This window comes from Dyadobacter sp. (genome assembly GCF_017744695.1).
Lineage (GTDB): Bacteria > Bacteroidota > Bacteroidia > Cytophagales > Spirosomataceae > Dyadobacter.
This window is the reverse complement of the sequence record NZ_JAGIAS010000003.1, coordinates 758,507-775,077: the sequence shown is the minus strand read 5'-3', so window position 1 is coordinate 775,077 and position 16,571 is coordinate 758,507. Positions and strand designations below refer to the sequence as shown.

The 16,571-nt window shown below is 47.6% G+C and carries 14 protein-coding genes; 8 read left to right on the top strand and 6 right to left on the bottom strand.

The window, feature by feature from the left end:
- Nucleotides 1-211: 211 nt before the first annotated feature.
- Nucleotides 212-613 (top strand): LytTR family DNA-binding domain-containing protein, encoded by a 402-nt coding sequence (locus tag J7619_RS15255; RefSeq protein WP_291199884.1) that lies wholly within the window; start codon nt 212-214, stop codon nt 611-613.
- A gap of 214 nt (nt 614-827) precedes the next feature.
- On the opposite strand, the gene J7619_RS15250 is transcribed toward J7619_RS15255, so the two are convergent.
- Nucleotides 828-1,544: a porin family protein gene (locus tag J7619_RS15250; protein WP_291199881.1), complete on the bottom strand. Its 717-nt coding sequence runs from the start codon at nt 1,542-1,544 to the stop codon at nt 828-830.
- 165 nt (nt 1,545-1,709) lie between these two features.
- Between J7619_RS15250 and radA the strand changes: the two genes are divergently transcribed.
- A complete protein-coding gene (gene radA / locus J7619_RS15245; RefSeq protein WP_291199878.1) occupies nt 1,710-3,083 on the top strand; it encodes a DNA repair protein RadA in 1,374 nt (457 codons plus the stop codon).
- A 4-nt stretch (nt 3,084-3,087) separates the two neighbouring features.
- On the opposite strand, the gene J7619_RS15240 is transcribed toward radA, so the two are convergent.
- The gene (locus J7619_RS15240) at nt 3,088-4,002 is read right to left on the bottom strand and encodes a DUF58 domain-containing protein (RefSeq protein ID WP_291199875.1); all 915 of its coding nucleotides are present in this window, start codon (nt 4,000-4,002) and stop codon (nt 3,088-3,090) included.
- 14 nt (nt 4,003-4,016) lie between these two features.
- Nucleotides 4,017-4,469 carry a septal ring lytic transglycosylase RlpA family protein gene (locus tag J7619_RS15235; RefSeq protein ID WP_291199872.1) on the bottom strand — a complete coding sequence of 151 codons (453 nt, stop codon included), beginning with the start codon at nt 4,467-4,469 and terminating at the stop codon, nt 4,017-4,019.
- A 240-nt stretch (nt 4,470-4,709) separates the two neighbouring features.
- On the opposite strand from J7619_RS15235, the gene J7619_RS15230 reads away from it, so the two are divergent.
- Nucleotides 4,710-5,057: a DUF3276 family protein gene (locus J7619_RS15230; protein ID WP_019942161.1), complete on the top strand. Its 348-nt coding sequence runs from the start codon at nt 4,710-4,712 to the stop codon at nt 5,055-5,057.
- A 162-nt stretch (nt 5,058-5,219) separates the two neighbouring features.
- Entirely contained in the window at nt 5,220-6,320 is a 1,101-nt protein-coding gene (ychF, locus tag J7619_RS15225) for a redox-regulated ATPase YchF (protein ID WP_291199861.1), read from the top strand.
- 62 nt (nt 6,321-6,382) lie between these two features.
- Here the strand turns inward: ychF and J7619_RS15220 are convergent, their stop codons facing one another.
- Nucleotides 6,383-6,778, bottom strand: a complete 396-nt coding sequence (locus J7619_RS15220; protein WP_291199858.1) for a hypothetical protein — start codon at nt 6,776-6,778, stop codon at nt 6,383-6,385.
- A gap of 12 nt (nt 6,779-6,790) precedes the next feature.
- Nucleotides 6,791-8,071, bottom strand: a complete 1,281-nt coding sequence (locus J7619_RS15215) for a DUF5103 domain-containing protein (protein ID WP_291199855.1) — start codon at nt 8,069-8,071, stop codon at nt 6,791-6,793.
- Between the two features lie 98 nt (nt 8,072-8,169).
- Between J7619_RS15215 and J7619_RS15210 the strand changes: the two genes are divergently transcribed.
- Nucleotides 8,170-8,748, top strand: a complete 579-nt coding sequence (locus J7619_RS15210) for a Uma2 family endonuclease (protein ID WP_291199852.1) — start codon at nt 8,170-8,172, stop codon at nt 8,746-8,748.
- Nucleotides 8,749-8,784: 36 nt separating this feature from the next.
- Here the strand turns inward: J7619_RS15210 and J7619_RS15205 are convergent, their stop codons facing one another.
- Entirely contained in the window at nt 8,785-10,728 is a 1,944-nt protein-coding gene (locus J7619_RS15205) for an ABC-F family ATP-binding cassette domain-containing protein (RefSeq protein WP_291199849.1), read from the bottom strand.
- A gap of 108 nt (nt 10,729-10,836) precedes the next feature.
- Here J7619_RS15205 and J7619_RS15200 point away from each other — a divergent pair, with 108 nt between their 5' ends.
- The 3 genes from J7619_RS15200 to J7619_RS15190 all read left to right on the top strand — a co-directional run bounded on the left by J7619_RS15200 (nt 10,837) and on the right by J7619_RS15190 (nt 16,567).
- Nucleotides 10,837-11,424, top strand: coding sequence for a bifunctional precorrin-2 dehydrogenase/sirohydrochlorin ferrochelatase (locus J7619_RS15200; RefSeq protein ID WP_291199846.1), 588 nt, complete (start codon nt 10,837-10,839; stop codon nt 11,422-11,424).
- Between the two features lie 285 nt (nt 11,425-11,709).
- The gene (locus tag J7619_RS15195; RefSeq protein ID WP_291199843.1) at nt 11,710-15,066 is read left to right on the top strand and encodes a SusC/RagA family TonB-linked outer membrane protein; all 3,357 of its coding nucleotides are present in this window, start codon (nt 11,710-11,712) and stop codon (nt 15,064-15,066) included.
- Nucleotides 15,067-15,094: 28 nt separating this feature from the next.
- Nucleotides 15,095-16,567 (top strand): RagB/SusD family nutrient uptake outer membrane protein, encoded by a 1,473-nt coding sequence (locus tag J7619_RS15190; protein ID WP_291199840.1) that lies wholly within the window; start codon nt 15,095-15,097, stop codon nt 16,565-16,567.
- Nucleotides 16,568-16,571 lie beyond the last annotated feature (4 nt).

Genomic DNA, 16,571 nt, shown 5'->3' with positions numbered 1-16,571 from the left:
GGTCGGTTTATTGGAAAAGTACACGTTTTTGGGACTACGTAAAATTACGCATTTTACTAAGTTTGCTTACGTCATTTTATATATTACCTAAATATTAAACAGCTGATTTATAATTAGTTATGTATTGGCGCGTACTTTTACGTATTTTCTGAACACTACGCGATGTGCTAATTTTGAAACAAGAAATCACAACAATATTAGCGTAGTTACCATGAAAAATTTTCCCAGCTTTACTCGCCCCAGCCTGTCAGACAGATCATACAACGACGGCCGTTCTTATATTTCGGTACAATCGATGGGTAGAACGATCTTTTTGACACCCGACGTAATCACCTTCCTAGAAGGTGAAGGAAACTACACATTCATATATACGAACAACGGGAAAAAGTACCTGGTTTCGAAAACTTTGAAATCTCTCGCAGAGCAGTTGAGCGCTAAATTTCTCCGCGTTCACAAATCATACCTTGTTAATGCTGACTACGTGGTAGAACGCCTTGAAGACGATCGCATGCTGAAACTTTCATGCGGTAAAGAGGTTGTCGTATCGCGCCGGAAAATCAAAGAGGTATCTGGTCTTCTGGATCATACCAACCTCATCCGAATCAGCGCATAAAGACATTTTGGTGAATTAAATTAGTGGGTTATTCATAAAAACAGCAGCCATCGCTCGATCGAAGGCTGCTCGTTTTGTTTATAGGCGGCGAAGCCGAATTTTGAATGATTGAAGAATAAAAGTCAGGTATAGTCATAAGTCAGGTGTTGTTTTTCTGGCATTTATGACCACTTCTGACTCAATGACAATTATTCGGTCATTCAATCATTCAAAATTAGAATAACTTCAGTCCCAGCGTCACCTGCCAGGAACTCACTTTCTGCTTCAACGAGGCGCCGCCGTTGACGGGCTGGCCGCTTACCTGAAATGAGGCCAGGTTGGTAAAAGAGCCTTCTTTTCTTACATCAAGACTAAAATTGCCTAGATCCAAGCCTGCTCCAAGTTGGTAGCCGAACGTCGCTTCGGACATGGCATTGTTTAAATCGGATGTGTAATACTTGAATGCGTCACGCAACCGCTGGTTGTCGCCGATGCGGAATGAAGTTACGGGCCCGGCGAGAATGCGGAATGGACCGCCTTTCAAGCCGATCAGTAGCGGAACGTCGATATTGCTGTATTTGACATTAATTGTTTTTTCAACCGGTGTTTCCTGGTCATTCTGGATTATTTTGAACGAACCTCCTTTCGTCGAAACGAGTACTTCCGGCTGGACAAATATGGTCTTGCCGAAGCGCATCCAGATTCCGCCCACCGCGCCGGTTCTAGTGTTGAAACTTTCTTTCAGGTTATCCCGAACCTCTTTGCCATCATATCCGAGATACGGGTTTCCATTATCATCGTAACGTGTAGTGAAAACGTCGCCCATGGTAAGCCGCGACAAATTCACCCCTCCCTTAATACCAAACGCAAAACCTTTCTTCTGGGCCTGCACATTTGAGAATGCGAAAATGCAGAGCAAACAGGCGCAGGCCACTTTTGTCAGGATGTTCATGGATAATATGATTTTTTAAGTAAAACAGGTTAATAACGCCAATTTGCAAAAAACTATACCTATCCTACATTTTTTTTGATTTTGTGGCCAAAACATGCAAAAATTGGATTAATATCGTCTGAATTACGTTAGTCACCAAGGGGATATAAATTAGACTATTCTATTATGGCCAAAGCCAAGACGGCATATTTTTGTCAGGAATGCGGGTATAATTCGCCAAAATGGGTCGGCAGATGTCCGTCGTGCGGCGAATGGAATACTTTTGTTCAGGAAGTTATTGAAAAGGAAGACAAGAAAACAGCGGTTTCGTGGAAATCGGTGAATCTGGCCAGCCGCCCGCGGGCGATTGCCGAAATTGTCTACGAAAATGAGCCGCGAATCCGCACATTCGACGAAGAGCTGAACCGTGTATTGGGCGGAGGTATCGTGCCAGGCTCCCTGGTGCTGATCGGCGGCGAACCGGGGATCGGGAAGTCGACCCTGATGCTGCAAATCGCATTGACGCTTTCCAACAAAAAAGTATTGTATGTTTCCGGAGAAGAATCCGAGGCGCAGATCAAAATGCGGGCCGAGCGAATGGCCGCCAAAAGCGACAATTGCTTTATTCTCACAGATACCCAAACTCAAAATATTTTCAGGCAAATAGAGGATTTTCAGCCGGAAATCCTGATCGTTGATTCGATACAAACCATGCAATCGACCTACATCGAGTCGGGGGCGGGTAGCGTGTCTCAGGTACGCGAGTGTACGGCGGAGTTTATGAAGTATGCCAAGGAAATGGGTGTTCCGGTGTTCCTGATAGGGCATATTACCAAAGATGGTTCGCTTGCCGGCCCCAAAGTACTGGAACATATGGTAGATACCGTGCTCCAATTCGAAGGCGATCGCCATAATACTTACCGGATACTGAGGACGATGAAGAATCGTTTTGGGAGCACTTCGGAACTAGGTATTTATGAAATGCAGGGAAATGGTCTACGGCAAGTGAGTAATCCCTCGGAAATCCTGATTTCCCAGCGCGATGAGCCAGTCAGCGGCATTGCGATCGGTTCGATGATGGAAGGGAACAGACCGTTGCTGGTGGAAATCCAGTCGCTTGTGAGCGTGGCAACCTATGGAACGCCACAACGGAGCAGTACAGGTTTCGACGCGAAACGGTTGCAGATGCTGCTGGCTGTGTTGGAAAAACGGGGAGGTTTCAGGCTGGGTGTGCAGGATGTGTTTCTGAATGTCGCTGGTGGTTTGAAGGTAGAGGATCCCGCGATTGATCTGGCTGTGATAGCGTCACTGGTTTCTTCTTATGAGGATAAATTCATTCCGCCATCGGTATGTTTTGCGGCAGAAGTAGGGCTAGGAGGCGAAGTCCGCGCTGTAAACCGCATCGACAGCCGCATTTCAGAATCTGAAAAGCTGGGCTTCAAGAAAATTTACATTTCAAAATACAACAGCAAGGGCCTGGATCTGAAAAGGGGGAAAATCGAAGTGATACCCGTTGCGCATTTGGACGAGCTATTTATGTCGCTCTTCCTGAATCAATAGGGTGCTACCGCATTTTAGAGTGCTTCACTAAATAAGCGAGCAGTACAGGGTCGAAGCCTTTGGCAATATCCGCTTCGATGAAGTCGATCTTGTATTGCCCGCATTTCAGTTTCAGTTTTTGGTAAAAATCCCCTACGAACTGCTGGTATGATTCACGTACCTGCTCCGGCTGGACTTTGATTTTTTCACCCGTTTCGAGGTCCACAAACTCGTAAGGCCGGTTCTCGAATGCGAAATTTTCCTCCGTTTTACGATCTGTGACGTGAAAAAGCAGTACTTCGTGCAGATTGTGCCGTAAATGCTGCAATGCGGAAAAGATTTTGTCGGCTTCCTCGATATTGTCGAACATATCGCTGAAAATAACCACCAGTGAGCGCTTATGAATCTTTTCGGCGATCTGGTGCAGGACGTCGGCCACCGAAGTTTTCAACAGCGGTCGATTGGCCTGCAGTTGCTGTTCCAGTTCGAGCATGATCTTGTGCACATGCGAGGGCGTGGATTTTACAGCAGTCTGTACTTCAATTTGTTCCGAGAAAGTGCATAGGCTGACGGCGTCTTTTTGCCGCTGGAGCAAATAGGTAAGACTTGCAGCGGCCATCACGCTGAACGTCATTTTGCCGTGATTGTCTTGGGGATAATACATCGAAGACGAAGTGTCCAGCAAGATATGGCAGCGGAGATTGGTTTCTTCCTCGTAGCGTTTGACGTAGAGCCGGTCGGTTTTGGCAAAAACTTTCCAGTCGATATTCCGGGTGGATTCGCCTGTGTTGTAAAGCTGATGTTCGGCAAACTCGACGGAGAAGCCGTGAAAAGGAGATTTGTGGAGACCGGTGATGAAACCTTCTACCAACTGTTTTGCAAGAAATTCCAGGTTCCCGAATTCTCTGACTTTGGCCAGATCCAGTTGGCGGACACTCATGTTAGCATCAAGGCTTACTTACTTCTCATCGAAATGACTTTGCCCGATTTCGGGTCGATTTCTTCGTTGGGTGACAAGAGCACCATTCCTTCCATTCCTACAACCCTTACCGAAACATTGGCAACGCCTTTGGCGAGAATGCCGAGCAGGCGGGCTGCTTCTTTACTAAGATCGATTACGCGATGTCTTGAAAACGGACCACGGTCGTTGACTCTCACGATCACTTTTTCATCATTATCCAGATTCGTCACTTCGAGCATGGTATTGAGCGGATAGCTCCGATGGGCGGCCAGCAGTTCACTGCTTTTATGTACTTCCCCGAATGAGGTTTTCCTGCCGTGGAAGCGCGCCGCGTAGTAGGAGGCGGCCCCGGTTTCCGTTTTGCCGAGTTTTACCTGAGCCATGGCTTCCGGTAACAGCGCGGCAAACGCTAAAATGGTGAGAATCAGAATCCGACGATAAGTCATTTTTCTGGATTTAGGTGAAACATAATAAGGTAAAAGTCCCTTATCTCATATCTTCCTTTGGTGTTTCAGGTCAATTTTAAAACCCACGAATTTCAAAACTAGTAAAAAGATCTAAACAAACCAGCAAAAGTTGTACTTAATTTGAGCACTGTCTGTGGACGTGCTTGTAACCTACAACTAACAAATTGCTAATATGTTCCGGTTTTTTTGGAAGCAGCAATAAACTTTATATTTTAGCGTTTGGAAACCTATTTAAAACTAAACATAGTGGAAGACAGAGAGCAAATCTACTCCAAAAGGGTCAGGGCGGGAAAAAGGACTTACTTCTTCGATGTTCGCTCAACGCGATCTAACGATTACTATCTTACCATCACAGAAAGCCGTCGCCACCCTCAGGGGGACGGATTTACCTACGAAAAACACAAGATGTTTTTGTACAAGGAGGACTTCGATAAGTTCGTGGAGGCATTGAAAGAAGCGGTGGATCATGTGAAGACAGAACTGATGCCAGAGGTTGACTTCTCACAATTCGAATCCAAAGGAGACGAGGTAGACGTGGTAGGGGAGTCGGACCTTAAGTGGGATTAAGAAATTTAGATATTGAATAGAAGCCTTCGCAATTGATTACGAAGGCTTTTGGTTTTTGTACCTGCTAAATAGTAATTTTGCGAAAATTATTATTCAGCAGGCGGGCATGCTTTGCATTACTGATCGGGCATGCGGCCGCCATTCACTGCTTACCATTCAAATATGAGTCTTCAATGTGGGATTGTCGGATTGCCGAACGTTGGGAAATCCACCCTTTTTAATGCCATCTCTACCGGCAAAGCCGAAGCTGCCAATTATCCTTTTTGTACCATAGAGCCCAATGTGGGCGTTGTGACCGTTCCCGACGAACGCCTGGATACCCTTACCAAGCTGGTGGGCCCTCAGAAAGTGATCCCTACGATCATCGAATTCGTGGACATTGCAGGCCTTGTAAAAGGCGCTAGCCAGGGAGCGGGATTGGGTAACAAGTTTTTGGCCAACATTCGTGAGGTAGATGCGATCGTGCACGTGGTACGCTGCTTCTCCGACGATAATGTCGTACACGTGGAAGGCCGCGTTGACCCGGTATTCGATAAGGAGATTATCGATGCGGAGTTACAGCTCAAAGACCTGGAATCGATCGAGAAGAAGATTCAGAAAACCGAGAAAGGTGCTCGTGCCGGCGATGCCAAAGCGAAAGCCGAACTGGAATGGCTGAAAAAATATAAATCGACGCTGGAAGAGGGCAAGAATGCGAGAGCCGTTGAAATCGATGCGGAAACGAGAGAGTCGGTGATTGGCGACCTGCAACTGCTGACAGCAAAGCCGGTGCTTTATGTGGCGAACGTGGACGAAGGCTCCATGCTGACCGGCAATGAATATTCCGAGAAACTGAGAGAAGCTGTAAAACACGAAGGAGCGGATGTGATCGTACTTTGTGCGGCTATCGAATCTCAGATCTCGGAAATCGAAGATCCGGAAGAGCACGAAATGTTCCTGCGTGAATATGGGTTGAAGGAATCGGGTTTGAGCAAGCTCATCAAAGCGTCTTACGCGCTTTTGAACCTCATTACTTATTTTACTGCCGGCGTCAAAGAAGTTCGTGCATGGACGATCGTGAAAGGCTGGAAAGCGCCGCAAGCTGCGGGCGTAATTCACAGCGATTTCGAAAAGGGCTTCATCCGTGCAGAGGTGATCAAAATCGCCGATTACGAACAATATAAAACGGAACCTGCCGTGAAGGAAGCCGGTAAAATGGCTGTGGAAGGTAAAGAGTACGTTGTCGCAGACGGTGACATTATGCACTTCCGCTTCAATGTGTAGTGTTTGATAATATGATTCAGATATGAAAAGAGCGGCCACGTGCCGCTCTTTTGCTTTGTATATCAATCCTCGTAATAATCGGGCGCATCTTTATGGATCACCGCGCGAAGCGTTTTGGCCATATGCAGAATGGTGTCTACTTTATAATGGGCCTTCTTTAAAAGCTCGGGATTGTGCCCTTCATTGATCAGCTGCATGAACATCTCTCGTAGGAATACCAGATCGTCGATATTCTGCGAAAAATCCTCCACAATGTACATTTGAAAACCACGGTCATCCAGTTGCGGGAAATAGAGTACCAGGTAAAGATCAGTTTGTACGTAGAAACTGATCACATGGTTCGCATCGAAATTGACCGGCATTTCATCATGATCTACCAGGCAATCGACAATGTAATTCTCGTCGTTAGTAATCGACAGGTTAGATGTGAGGTACACGCTGTTTGCTGATGATTTCATAACGTTAAACAGTTAACGCCGCCGGTTCCATTCTACGGTGCGGTAACCGACGAGCAGGTCGGCACGGCTGGCGGGCGGACGGTGATAGATCAATATATCATAATCGTTCTCGGTAGCAGCAAAATTTCCTTCAATATAAGATTCGTCAGGCTTCTGATTCGCTTTAACCATGGTGTAGTCGTAGTTAATAACACCCTGTTTCACCATCATTTCAACCTGATATGCCTGTGCGGTGACATCATAGGTCATTTTATTATGATCGGTAAGCTGCCAGAGGTTGAAAGCACCATTTACATAAAATGTCGCGCCAGGATCTTCCTCGGTCTTCAAGGTGAATACAACGGGCGTATAGTCGGCCTCTACACTTCCGCGCCCTGATTCCCGCTGGTCCACAATGTACTGGCCATTGAAATCATCGATTTGTATATACGGTACGTGAGCACGGGGCTTATCGGGGAAGAGAAATAGTTTCGTGAATGCATCGGTCCGTTCGATTTCATTAACTCCGTAGCCCCGGCCAGTCAACGATCGACTGTCGAAATACCGGAATTCGTTTCCGCCCTGGAACGTGTTTTCAAGGTCGAAAAATGTGTATTCCAGGAGCTGATCAAACGGGCGCACGTTGGTCGGTTTGTAATTGGTTTTCGCCTGGTCCCAGCGGAAGTTCTTCCGGATCACCACTTTCAGATCTGTTTGCGGGGCATTGAGCTGGTAGCCTTTGTAATCCACCGAGAAGTCGATTTGCTGATCCGAAAACTGCTGCTCTATTCCCTGCGAGAAACGTGCCTTCGCCGTAATGTTGACGCGCGGTTGATAATGCATGAACCGCCGGCTGAACATTAGTTTACGGTCCCGGTCTGAAAAAACATAGATTACATAATTCCCCGGCAACTTCAATTTGGGCAATTCCAAACGGTAATGCGTGTAAGGTACTTTGGTACTGAATGACTGGTCGTATCTGTTGATCGGATACTCGTTGAATTCGAAGGTAAACTCGATATCGTTCAGGTTGGATTTGGTCCAATCGGCATTGCAATGGATGATCTTGGCGCGGTACCCCTCCGGCTGGCCGGTCATGTCGTCGAACTCGAGTACCAGCGGTGCCGGATTATTCAGGGGTGTAATAGGGGGTGTGAGCAGACGGGTAGGGTTTTCGGGATCATCGAGAGCCGGGTACAGCAGCACGGTTTTGATCTTGTCCTGATAAATAAAATCTTCCAGGCGAAGCCCTTGCGGCTGCGCGTAGGCGTGTGTGCAAACGAGAAAAAGGATTATCAGCTGTACTAAACGCATTTCGGAATTTTTAAATGACTAACGATACTTTTTACGGTAAGGTACATAGAGTTTGGAAAAGGTGATTTGAACATTATTAACTATTTTTGATTAGAACCATGACAGCAATAGCGATCAAAATGTACACTCAGGAAGAATATCTTGAACTGGAACGCGCCGCGGAGTACAAAAGCGAGTACTATCGCGGAGAGATTTTTGCGATGGCCGGGGCCGGCCTTAATCATACGCAGATTAAGGAAAACCTCTCGGTGGAAGTGGGTGCTTTTCTGAAAGGCAAACAATGCCGCGGTTTGTCTGGGGACATGCGTGTCCATATTCCTGAAAATACCTTATACACGTACCCGGATTACCTGATTGTGTGTGGTAAACCCGAACTTCTCGATGGGAGAAAAGACACTTTGCTTAATCCGTCAGTGATAGTGGAAATCCTTTCTCCGAGCACCGAAGGCTACGATCAAGGGAAAAAATTCCACTTCTATCAGGGCTTGAAATCCTTGGTAGAGTACGTCCTGATCGATTCTCAGGAGATCGGGGCACGGGTATACCGTAAAGGTAGTGAGGGTATTTGGTTTTTATCTTCTGAATCTTATGACATCGAAGGTAGCATTGAAATTGGTCATATTGGGCTGACGCTAAAAATGGTAGACATCTACGCGCAGACCGAAGATTTGGGATAGTAAAAAGGGAGCCACCCGGCTCCCTTCACATTCCTTCTATTTCCCCGAAAGTTCTTCCACTTCCAGCATCAGGTTTTCCCAATCTTCCGTACTCTGTTCCAGTTTTTGCTTGATATCTGTGTAAAACCGGTTCATTTCAGCCAATGCAACGGAGTCATTGTAAATCGCCGGATCGGCTAGTTTGCCTTCGGTTTCCGCTTTCCTTACTTCGAGATTATTGATGGTGTCTTCCAGCTCTTCGATCTGTTTTCTCGCTTTTTTCAACTTTTGGGCGTCCTCGTTCGACTGGGGTTTGCCATTGTTTTTATTCTGAGCCGGGGCAGGCTGGTTTTTTTGCGGCGGAGCGCTGCTGACTTGTACTTTTTCACTCACCGCCGATTGCAATCCGCGTTCTTCTACCCAAATTTCATATTCCTCGTACGTGCCAGGATATTCCTTGATCTGATGATCTTCAATATACCAGATCTTGTTCGCAATGTTTTCCACGAAATAGCGGTCGTGGGAAACGACAATGTAGCTGCCTTCATATTGTTGCAACGCCTGGATCAGGATATTGACGGATTGCATGTCCAGGTGGTTGGTAGGCTCATCGAGCAACAGGAAATTGGCCTGTGAAAGCAGTACCTTCGCCAATGCAACCCGCGATTTCTCTCCACCGGAAAGAACTTTGATCTTCTTGAAAACATCATCCCCTGTGAAAAGGAAGCAACCCAATACGGTCCGTAACTCGGTTTCGGTCTTGGTAGGGTTGGCATATTTCAATTCCTCGATGAGGTTATGCGCAACGTTGAGGGATTCGAGCTGGTGCTGAGCGTAGAATGTAAACGATACATTGTGTCCCAGTCTTCGTTTGCCTTCGATAGGTTCGGTACCGGCTACAATGCGGAGCACGGTAGATTTACCCCGACCGTTGGCGCCGATCAGCGCGATCTTATCGCCGCGCTCCATGCTGATATTGGTAGCGTCGAGGATCACCTTGTCGCCGTAGGCCTTGGAGGCATCTTCCAACTGGAAAACATGGCGGCCCGGCTGGGTCGTGAACTGGAAACGGAAGTGTACTTTCGCATTCTCGTCCATTACCTCATCCACTATATCCATTCTGTCCAAAGCTTTCACCCTGCTCTGTACCTGGCGTGATTTGGTAGCTTTGGCTTTAAAACGCTCGATAAAACGCTCCGTCTGACGGATTTTAGCCTGCTGGTTTTCGTAAGCGCCACGTTGAATATCATTACGGAGTGCCTTCTCTTCCAGGTAATAGGAATAATTTCCAGCGTAGTAATTGAGCTTTCCTCCCGAAACTTCTACGGTTGTATCAATGGTATTGTCGAGGAACTGGCGGTCGTGGGAAACGACGATCACCGCTCCTTCATAGTTTTGTGTGTATTTTTCCACCCATTGGATAGAAGGAAGGTCCAAGTGGTTGGTAGGCTCATCGAGCATCAGGAGCGATGGTTTTTGCAAAAGCAGTTTCGCAAGCATCACACGCATCCGCCAGCCCCCTGAGAATTGCCGTAGCGGCAGGTTCAGGTCGGCAGTCGAAAAGCCAAGACCTTCCAGGATTGCCTCCGCCTTGGATTGTACCGAATAGCCGTCCAGCGCTTCAAATTCTTCCTGCACGCGGGCGAGCTTGTCCACGAGATCATCGGTATAGTTATGCTCCATGTCGTGCAGGATTTTATCCATTTGCACTTGGAGAACATTCTGTCTTTCAAATGCTTGCATAGCCACCGAAAGGATCGAATCTTCGGTTTGGTATGAAAGCAGATCCTGGTTGAGGAAGCCGATCGTACAGTCGCCAGCTTTGGAGATCGAGCCGCCGTCGGGCTGGAATTCTCCATTGATCATGCGTAACAGGGTGGACTTGCCGGTACCGTTTAGTCCGATAAGCCCGATCTTTTGTTTTGGCTTGATATGTAGTGAAGCGCCGTCGTACAATGCACGGTCGCCCAGGAAATAGCTGAGGTTCGTAATCGCGATCATGGTGCAAAGGTACGGGGAAAGAAGCAGATAGAAAAAGTGTGATGTTGGAATAGTTATAAAGGCATTCGTGTCTTCGTTATGAATGGGTTATTTGTGTAAATTTGATCAATGAACAATCTCTTTCCGATATTCCTGAAACTCGAAAACCTGCACACGCTCATTGTGGGCGGAGGCTACGTGGGTTTGGAAAAAATTACGGCCGTTCTCGATAACTCCCCGCTCGCGCGCGTGACGCTCGTTGCGCCTGAAATCCGCGAGGAAATCAGAAACATTGCAGCAGCCAATTCCCGAATAAATCTAATTGTACGGAAGTTCGGGGATGACGACCTGCTGGAAAAAGATCTGGTGATCGTGGCTACGAACGATAAGTCCGAGAACAAGCGAATATCGGAAACAGCCCGCGCCCGTCATATACTCGCTAACGTAGCCGACACACCGGATATCTGCGATTTCTATCTGTCCTCCGTCGTCAGAAAAGGCAATCTCAAAGTAGCCATCTCCACGAATGGAATGTCGCCCACATTCGCCAAACGGCTCAAAGAGGTCCTGGGCGAAGCGCTGCCCGACAACCTCGACACGGCGATGGAGCAACTCAAAGCGGTCCGTGATATGCTGAAAGGTGATTTTGCTTCGAAAGTCGACGAATTGAACCGCATTACTTCGGTTTTGACAGAAAAGAAAAAAGATGTCTCCTAAAACCGCTTAAATCGCGTTTCCCAGACAATAAAATGCGATTTTGCAGTGTTTTTAGTGAGATAATTTGTCAAAATCGCGCTACGCACTTCAACAGTATCGGGATTTTGTGCGTATTGAGTATATTCTTTTGTTTTTACGCAATTCGCGTCGTTTTAATTTTTGTCACCGCTGGTGGTAGATTGTTTTCGCTTTTCGGGCGATAATACGTATTATTGAATCTATTAATTTTTAAACCCGCTTCGGGCGGACGGACAGTTATTTGGGGTTAGACTTATACTTATTTATATGAATCTTTTCTATCGGATCAGTGGCCTGAGTCGGCTTATTGCGTTGCTCCTGGGTATTTTCTTCCTGTCCGTTTTCGCTTCTCCGTTTTCTTCCCTGGCGTTTGCTGCCGACATCGACGTGAAAGGTGTCGTAAAAAGCAGCACGGGCGAGCCGTTGATCGGATCGACTGTTCGGGTGAAAGGCTTGCAGAAAGGTACCGTCACCAATGAAAAGGGTGAATTCCTGTTGCAGGGCGTTTCCGACAATGCTACACTCGTGATCAGCATGATCGGCTTCTTACCCAAAGAGGTGAAAGCAGCCCGGAGTTTGACGATCGAACTTGTGGAAGATGCGGTAGGCTTGCAGGATGTGGTCGTAACCGGTTTTCAGCAAATCAATAAGGACAAATTCACGGGTTCGGCGGTGACGCTTAAAACCGATGACGTAAAGATCGATGGTCTGCCCGACGTCAGCCGGATGCTGGAAGGCCGCGCGGCGGGCGTTTCGATCCAGAATGTTTCCGGTACCTTCGGGGCCGCACCCAAAATCCGTATCCGCGGAGCTACCTCATTGAATGGTGCCAACAAACCACTTTGGGTGATCGATGGCGTTGTGCAGGAAGACATTGTGAATATCTCCAACGACCAGCTTTCCAGCGGCGACCCTACGACATTGCTGGGCTCAGCTGTGGCAGGGCTTAACCCGAACGATATAGAGACTTTCGACATCTTGAAAGACGCCGCAGCTGCTGCATTGTATGGGGCCCGCGCGATGAACGGGGTGATTGTAATTACAACCAAAAAAGGGAAAAGTGGCAAGCCGGTGATTACTTATTCCGGGAATTTCAGCACGCAGCTCGTGCCTTCTTACCGTAATTTCAACATCATGAACTCGGCGCAGCAAATGTCGGTGCTGGGTGAATTGGAAAGAAAGGGCTATTTAAATACCAGTATACTCTCGAAGCCGGATTATGGCGTATACGGTAAAATGTACAACCTGATGACAGGTGACGACCAGGGTAATTTCCCATTGGAAAACTCCACCCAAGCGAAGCGGAATTTTCTGATGGGCTACGCCAGGGCCAATACCGACTGGTTCGACGTACTGTTTAAGCAAAACTTTATCCACGAACATTCGCTGAGTGTCTCGTTCGGAACTGAAAAATCGAGTTCTTATGCGTCAGTAAGTTATCTGGATGATAATGGCTGGACGATCGCGGACAAGGTCAAGAGGTATACACTAAATTTTAATAACAATTATCAGCTCTCTGACCGCCTGAGCATTGGACTTACTACGCTGGCGTCGGTAAGGAGGCAGCAAGCGCCCGGCTCGTTGAGCCGCCGGAGCAACCCGGTAGAAGGTAAGTATGACCGTGATTTTGATATTAACCCATTCAGCTACGCATTGAATACCAGCCGGACGCTCACGGCTTACGATCAGAATGGTAATCTCGAATTCTTTCGCAGAAATTTCGCCCCTTTCAATATTATTTCGGAACTGGCTAACAACAAGATCAACCTGACTCTGGCCGACATCAAGTTACAGGGAAATCTTTCATACAAAATCACGGACAACCTTAGCTATGATTTTCTGGGCGCATTACGCTATATACAAACAGGCCGGGAGCATACCATTACCGAGCACAGCAACATGGCCAATGCCTATCGTGCAGCGGATAATTCCACGATCGCACTAGCCAACAAATACCTTTATACCGACCCTGACGTGCCCAATGCGTACCCGGTGGTGGTTTTGCCGAGCGGAGGTTTTTATAACCGCAACGAGGATCAGATGTTGTTTTATAACGTTCGGAACAACCTTCGCTACAACCAGAAGTTGGGAGAGAGACACGAAGTGAATGCGCTGGTGGGCCAGGAGGTGAAATTTACCAACCGCCAGAATTCGAACAATACGGGCTACGGTTTCCAGTACGACCAGGGCGGCACTCCTTTCGTAGATTATCGCATTTTAAAGCAAACCATCGAAACCAATTTCCAGTATTACGGAATGCAAATGGACTATGAGCGTTTTGCGGCATTCTATGGAAGTCTTGGTTACACGTTGGACGGAAAGTACAACCTTACCGGTTACGTTCGCTACGACGGCTCGAACCGCTTTGGAAAGTCGGCTATCGCGCGCTGGCTGCCTACGTACACGATTGCGGGATCGTGGAATTTCGATCGGGAGAATTTTTTCAAAAATATAAAATGGCTGAGTATGGGGCGCCTGCGGTTGAGCTATGGGCTTTCTGCCGATACCGGTCCCGCTACCAATGCAGCCGTTTTACTACAAAGCATCATCACACGCCGACCTTATGCGGATGAAAAAGAATCGGCGATACAGCTCGCATCGCTGCAAAATACCGAGCTGACCTGGGAAAAATTGTACAGTGGTAACGTCGGTCTCGATGTCGGTTTGTTTGCTAACCGAATCAATTTTACGCTTGATGCCTACATACGCAATAGTTTCGACCTGATTGACCAGATCAAGACGTCCGGAATAGGAGGGCAGATTTACAAAATCGCCAACTATGCCGATATGGAATCCTACGGTGCCGACTTTTCGGTAGACGGCGTGCTGTTTAAGAACCGTGATTGGGATTTTCGTTCGCGCATTACGTTCGGGTATTCACATACGCTCATTACGAATGTAAATAATAGCCCCGGGATATTCGACCTCGTGAAGGCCGAAGGTGCCAATGTGGAGGGTAAGCCGGTACGCAGCCTTTTCTCGATCGACTACCGCGCTTTGAATCCCAAAACCGGTGTGCCGATCTTTTTGAACGAGAACGGGGAAGTGAGCTCGGATGTGTATTTGCAGGACCAGAATATCCAGTACCTCAAATATGAAGGCCCGGTTGATCCTCCGTTTACGGGCGGGTTCAATAATACGCTAAGCTACAAAGGGCTTTCACTGAATGTGTTCTTTACCTATCAGGCAGGGAATAAAATTCGTCTCAATCCATTGTATAAAAGCTCATTTAGCGATCTAGACGCTATGCCGAAGGAATTTCTGGATCGTTGGGTATTACCGGGCGACGAGAAGCTTGGAGCGACGCCTTCCATCGCGGATCAGCTTGAACAACAATATTTGCAAGGTACCTATCCTTACAACATTTACAACTATTCCACCGAGCGCGTTGCGAAGGGTGATTTTATACGGTTGAAGTCGGTTTCGCTGGCCTACAAGCTGCCATTGCAGGTGATTACACGCTATGGTTTCAAGGCTGCGAGCATTCAGGTGTCGTCGATTAATCCGTGGCTGATCTATTCGGATAAGAAGCTGAAAGGGCAGGATCCGGAATTTTTCAATTCGGGTGGGGTTGCGCAGCCGATCCAGAAGCAGTTTACGGTTGCTTTGAAACTGACATTATAAAGGTTTGAGGATGATTCATCTTAAAGATATGGTTACCATCAAAAAATTAAAAACAGTTGCACTGATCCTCCCGCTACTGGCACTTGCCGGTTGCGAGGATTTCCTGTCCAAGGAACCGGACAGTACCCGGGCGACCATTAATACGCCCAAGCAGGTCTCTCAACTGCTTACCACCGCGTACCCACAGGGTAGTTACGTGGTGTTTGGAGAGACAATGAGCGACAATGTGGGTGACAAAGGCGTGGGACAGGATGACAAGACCAACCGGGGATCTTTCCTTTTCGAAGTAGTGGAAGCGACTGTGGACGTGCAGGATTCCCCGGACAATTACTGGGCCGAATGTTATCGTGCCGTTTCAGTAGCAAATGAAGCGCTGGACATTATCAGCAAGGTTGCCGATCCTGAAAATTACAGTGCCCAGAAAGGGGAGGCGTTGCTGGCCCGTGCTTACGCCCATTTTATGCTGGTCAACTATTACTGCAAATTTTTTGATGCGCAGCAAGCCAATGACAGTCCTGGTATTCCTTACGTGACTGTGCCCGAGGATGTGGTGATCAAGCAATACGAGCGCGGTACCGTTGCCGGTGTATACCAAATGATCGAAAAGGATTTACTCGAGGGTTTGCCGCTGATAAGCGACGGAACTTATACGGTGCCGAAGTACCATTTCAACCTGGCGGCCGCAAATGCATTTGCCAGCCGGTTCTACCTGGTGAAAAAGGATTATCAGAAGGTAGTGCAGTATGCCAATGCGGCTTTCCCGAGCAATAACTTCGGAGAAAATTTACGCCCGTGGAACACGACTTATGCCAGTATGTCGCCGGCCGAGCTATTCAATACCTATTCCCGCGCGACTCAGAATGCCAATTTGCTATTGGCCGAAACGGGATCGAATTTCGGGCGCTACGTAGCAAACTACCGGTATGGATTGACCTATACCAAATGGCAGGAGATTTCACAGAGCGAGCAAATAATCGCTGGCAATGCGAGCTGGGTATTCCCGCTTTACTACCGGGGCGACAACAATTATTTCATCCCGAAACTGACCGAATACTTTGTTAGAGAATCGGTGAATGCGGAGATCGGGCTTCCTTATGTGATGTTACCTTTGTTTACGGTGGAGGAGGTGCTCTTCAACCGGATCGAGGCCAATGCGTATCTCAACAATACGGCAGCGTGCCTGACAGACCTCAATACCTATATCAGCAAGCGTGTAGCCAACTATAATGCTGCAACCCATAAGGTTACAGCTGGTAGTATGTCGAGTTACTATGGATCCAGCAATCTCAGAAATAACATTGTCAACACCGTGCTGGATTTCAAGCGTATTGAGTTTTTACAGGAGGGTATGCGCTGGTTTGATCTTCAGCGCTATAATGCTCCCGTTAGTCATACAACCAAGGCCGGATCGGTGATCACGGTTCCTGCCGGTGATAATCGCAGGGTGCTGCAAATTCCGCAAACAGCGGCACTTTCAGGTATAGCACAGAACCCCAGATAAGAAA

Excerpts from the sequence above, each read along its gene's own strand:
- J7619_RS15255 (WP_291199884.1), top strand. The coding sequence starts at position 212 with ATGAAAAATTTTCCCAGCTTTACTCGCCCCAGCCTGTCAGACAGATCA.
- J7619_RS15250 (WP_291199881.1), bottom strand. The coding sequence starts at position 1,544 with ATGAACATCCTGACAAAAGTGGCCTGCGCCTGTTTGCTCTGCATTTTC.
- radA (WP_291199878.1), top strand. The coding sequence starts at position 1,710 with ATGGCCAAAGCCAAGACGGCATATTTTTGTCAGGAATGCGGGTATAAT.
- J7619_RS15240 (WP_291199875.1), bottom strand. The coding sequence starts at position 4,002 with ATGAGTGTCCGCCAACTGGATCTGGCCAAAGTCAGAGAATTCGGGAAC.
- J7619_RS15235 (WP_291199872.1), bottom strand. The coding sequence starts at position 4,469 with ATGACTTATCGTCGGATTCTGATTCTCACCATTTTAGCGTTTGCCGCG.
- ychF (WP_291199861.1), top strand. The coding sequence starts at position 5,220 with ATGAGTCTTCAATGTGGGATTGTCGGATTGCCGAACGTTGGGAAATCC.
- J7619_RS15220 (WP_291199858.1), bottom strand. The coding sequence starts at position 6,778 with ATGAAATCATCAGCAAACAGCGTGTACCTCACATCTAACCTGTCGATT.
- J7619_RS15215 (WP_291199855.1), bottom strand. The coding sequence starts at position 8,071 with ATGCGTTTAGTACAGCTGATAATCCTTTTTCTCGTTTGCACACACGCC.
- J7619_RS15210 (WP_291199852.1), top strand. The coding sequence starts at position 8,170 with ATGACAGCAATAGCGATCAAAATGTACACTCAGGAAGAATATCTTGAA.
- J7619_RS15205 (WP_291199849.1), bottom strand. The coding sequence starts at position 10,728 with ATGATCGCGATTACGAACCTCAGCTATTTCCTGGGCGACCGTGCATTG.
- J7619_RS15200 (WP_291199846.1), top strand. The coding sequence starts at position 10,837 with ATGAACAATCTCTTTCCGATATTCCTGAAACTCGAAAACCTGCACACG.
- J7619_RS15195 (WP_291199843.1), top strand. The coding sequence starts at position 11,710 with ATGAATCTTTTCTATCGGATCAGTGGCCTGAGTCGGCTTATTGCGTTG.
- J7619_RS15190 (WP_291199840.1), top strand. The coding sequence starts at position 15,095 with ATGGTTACCATCAAAAAATTAAAAACAGTTGCACTGATCCTCCCGCTA.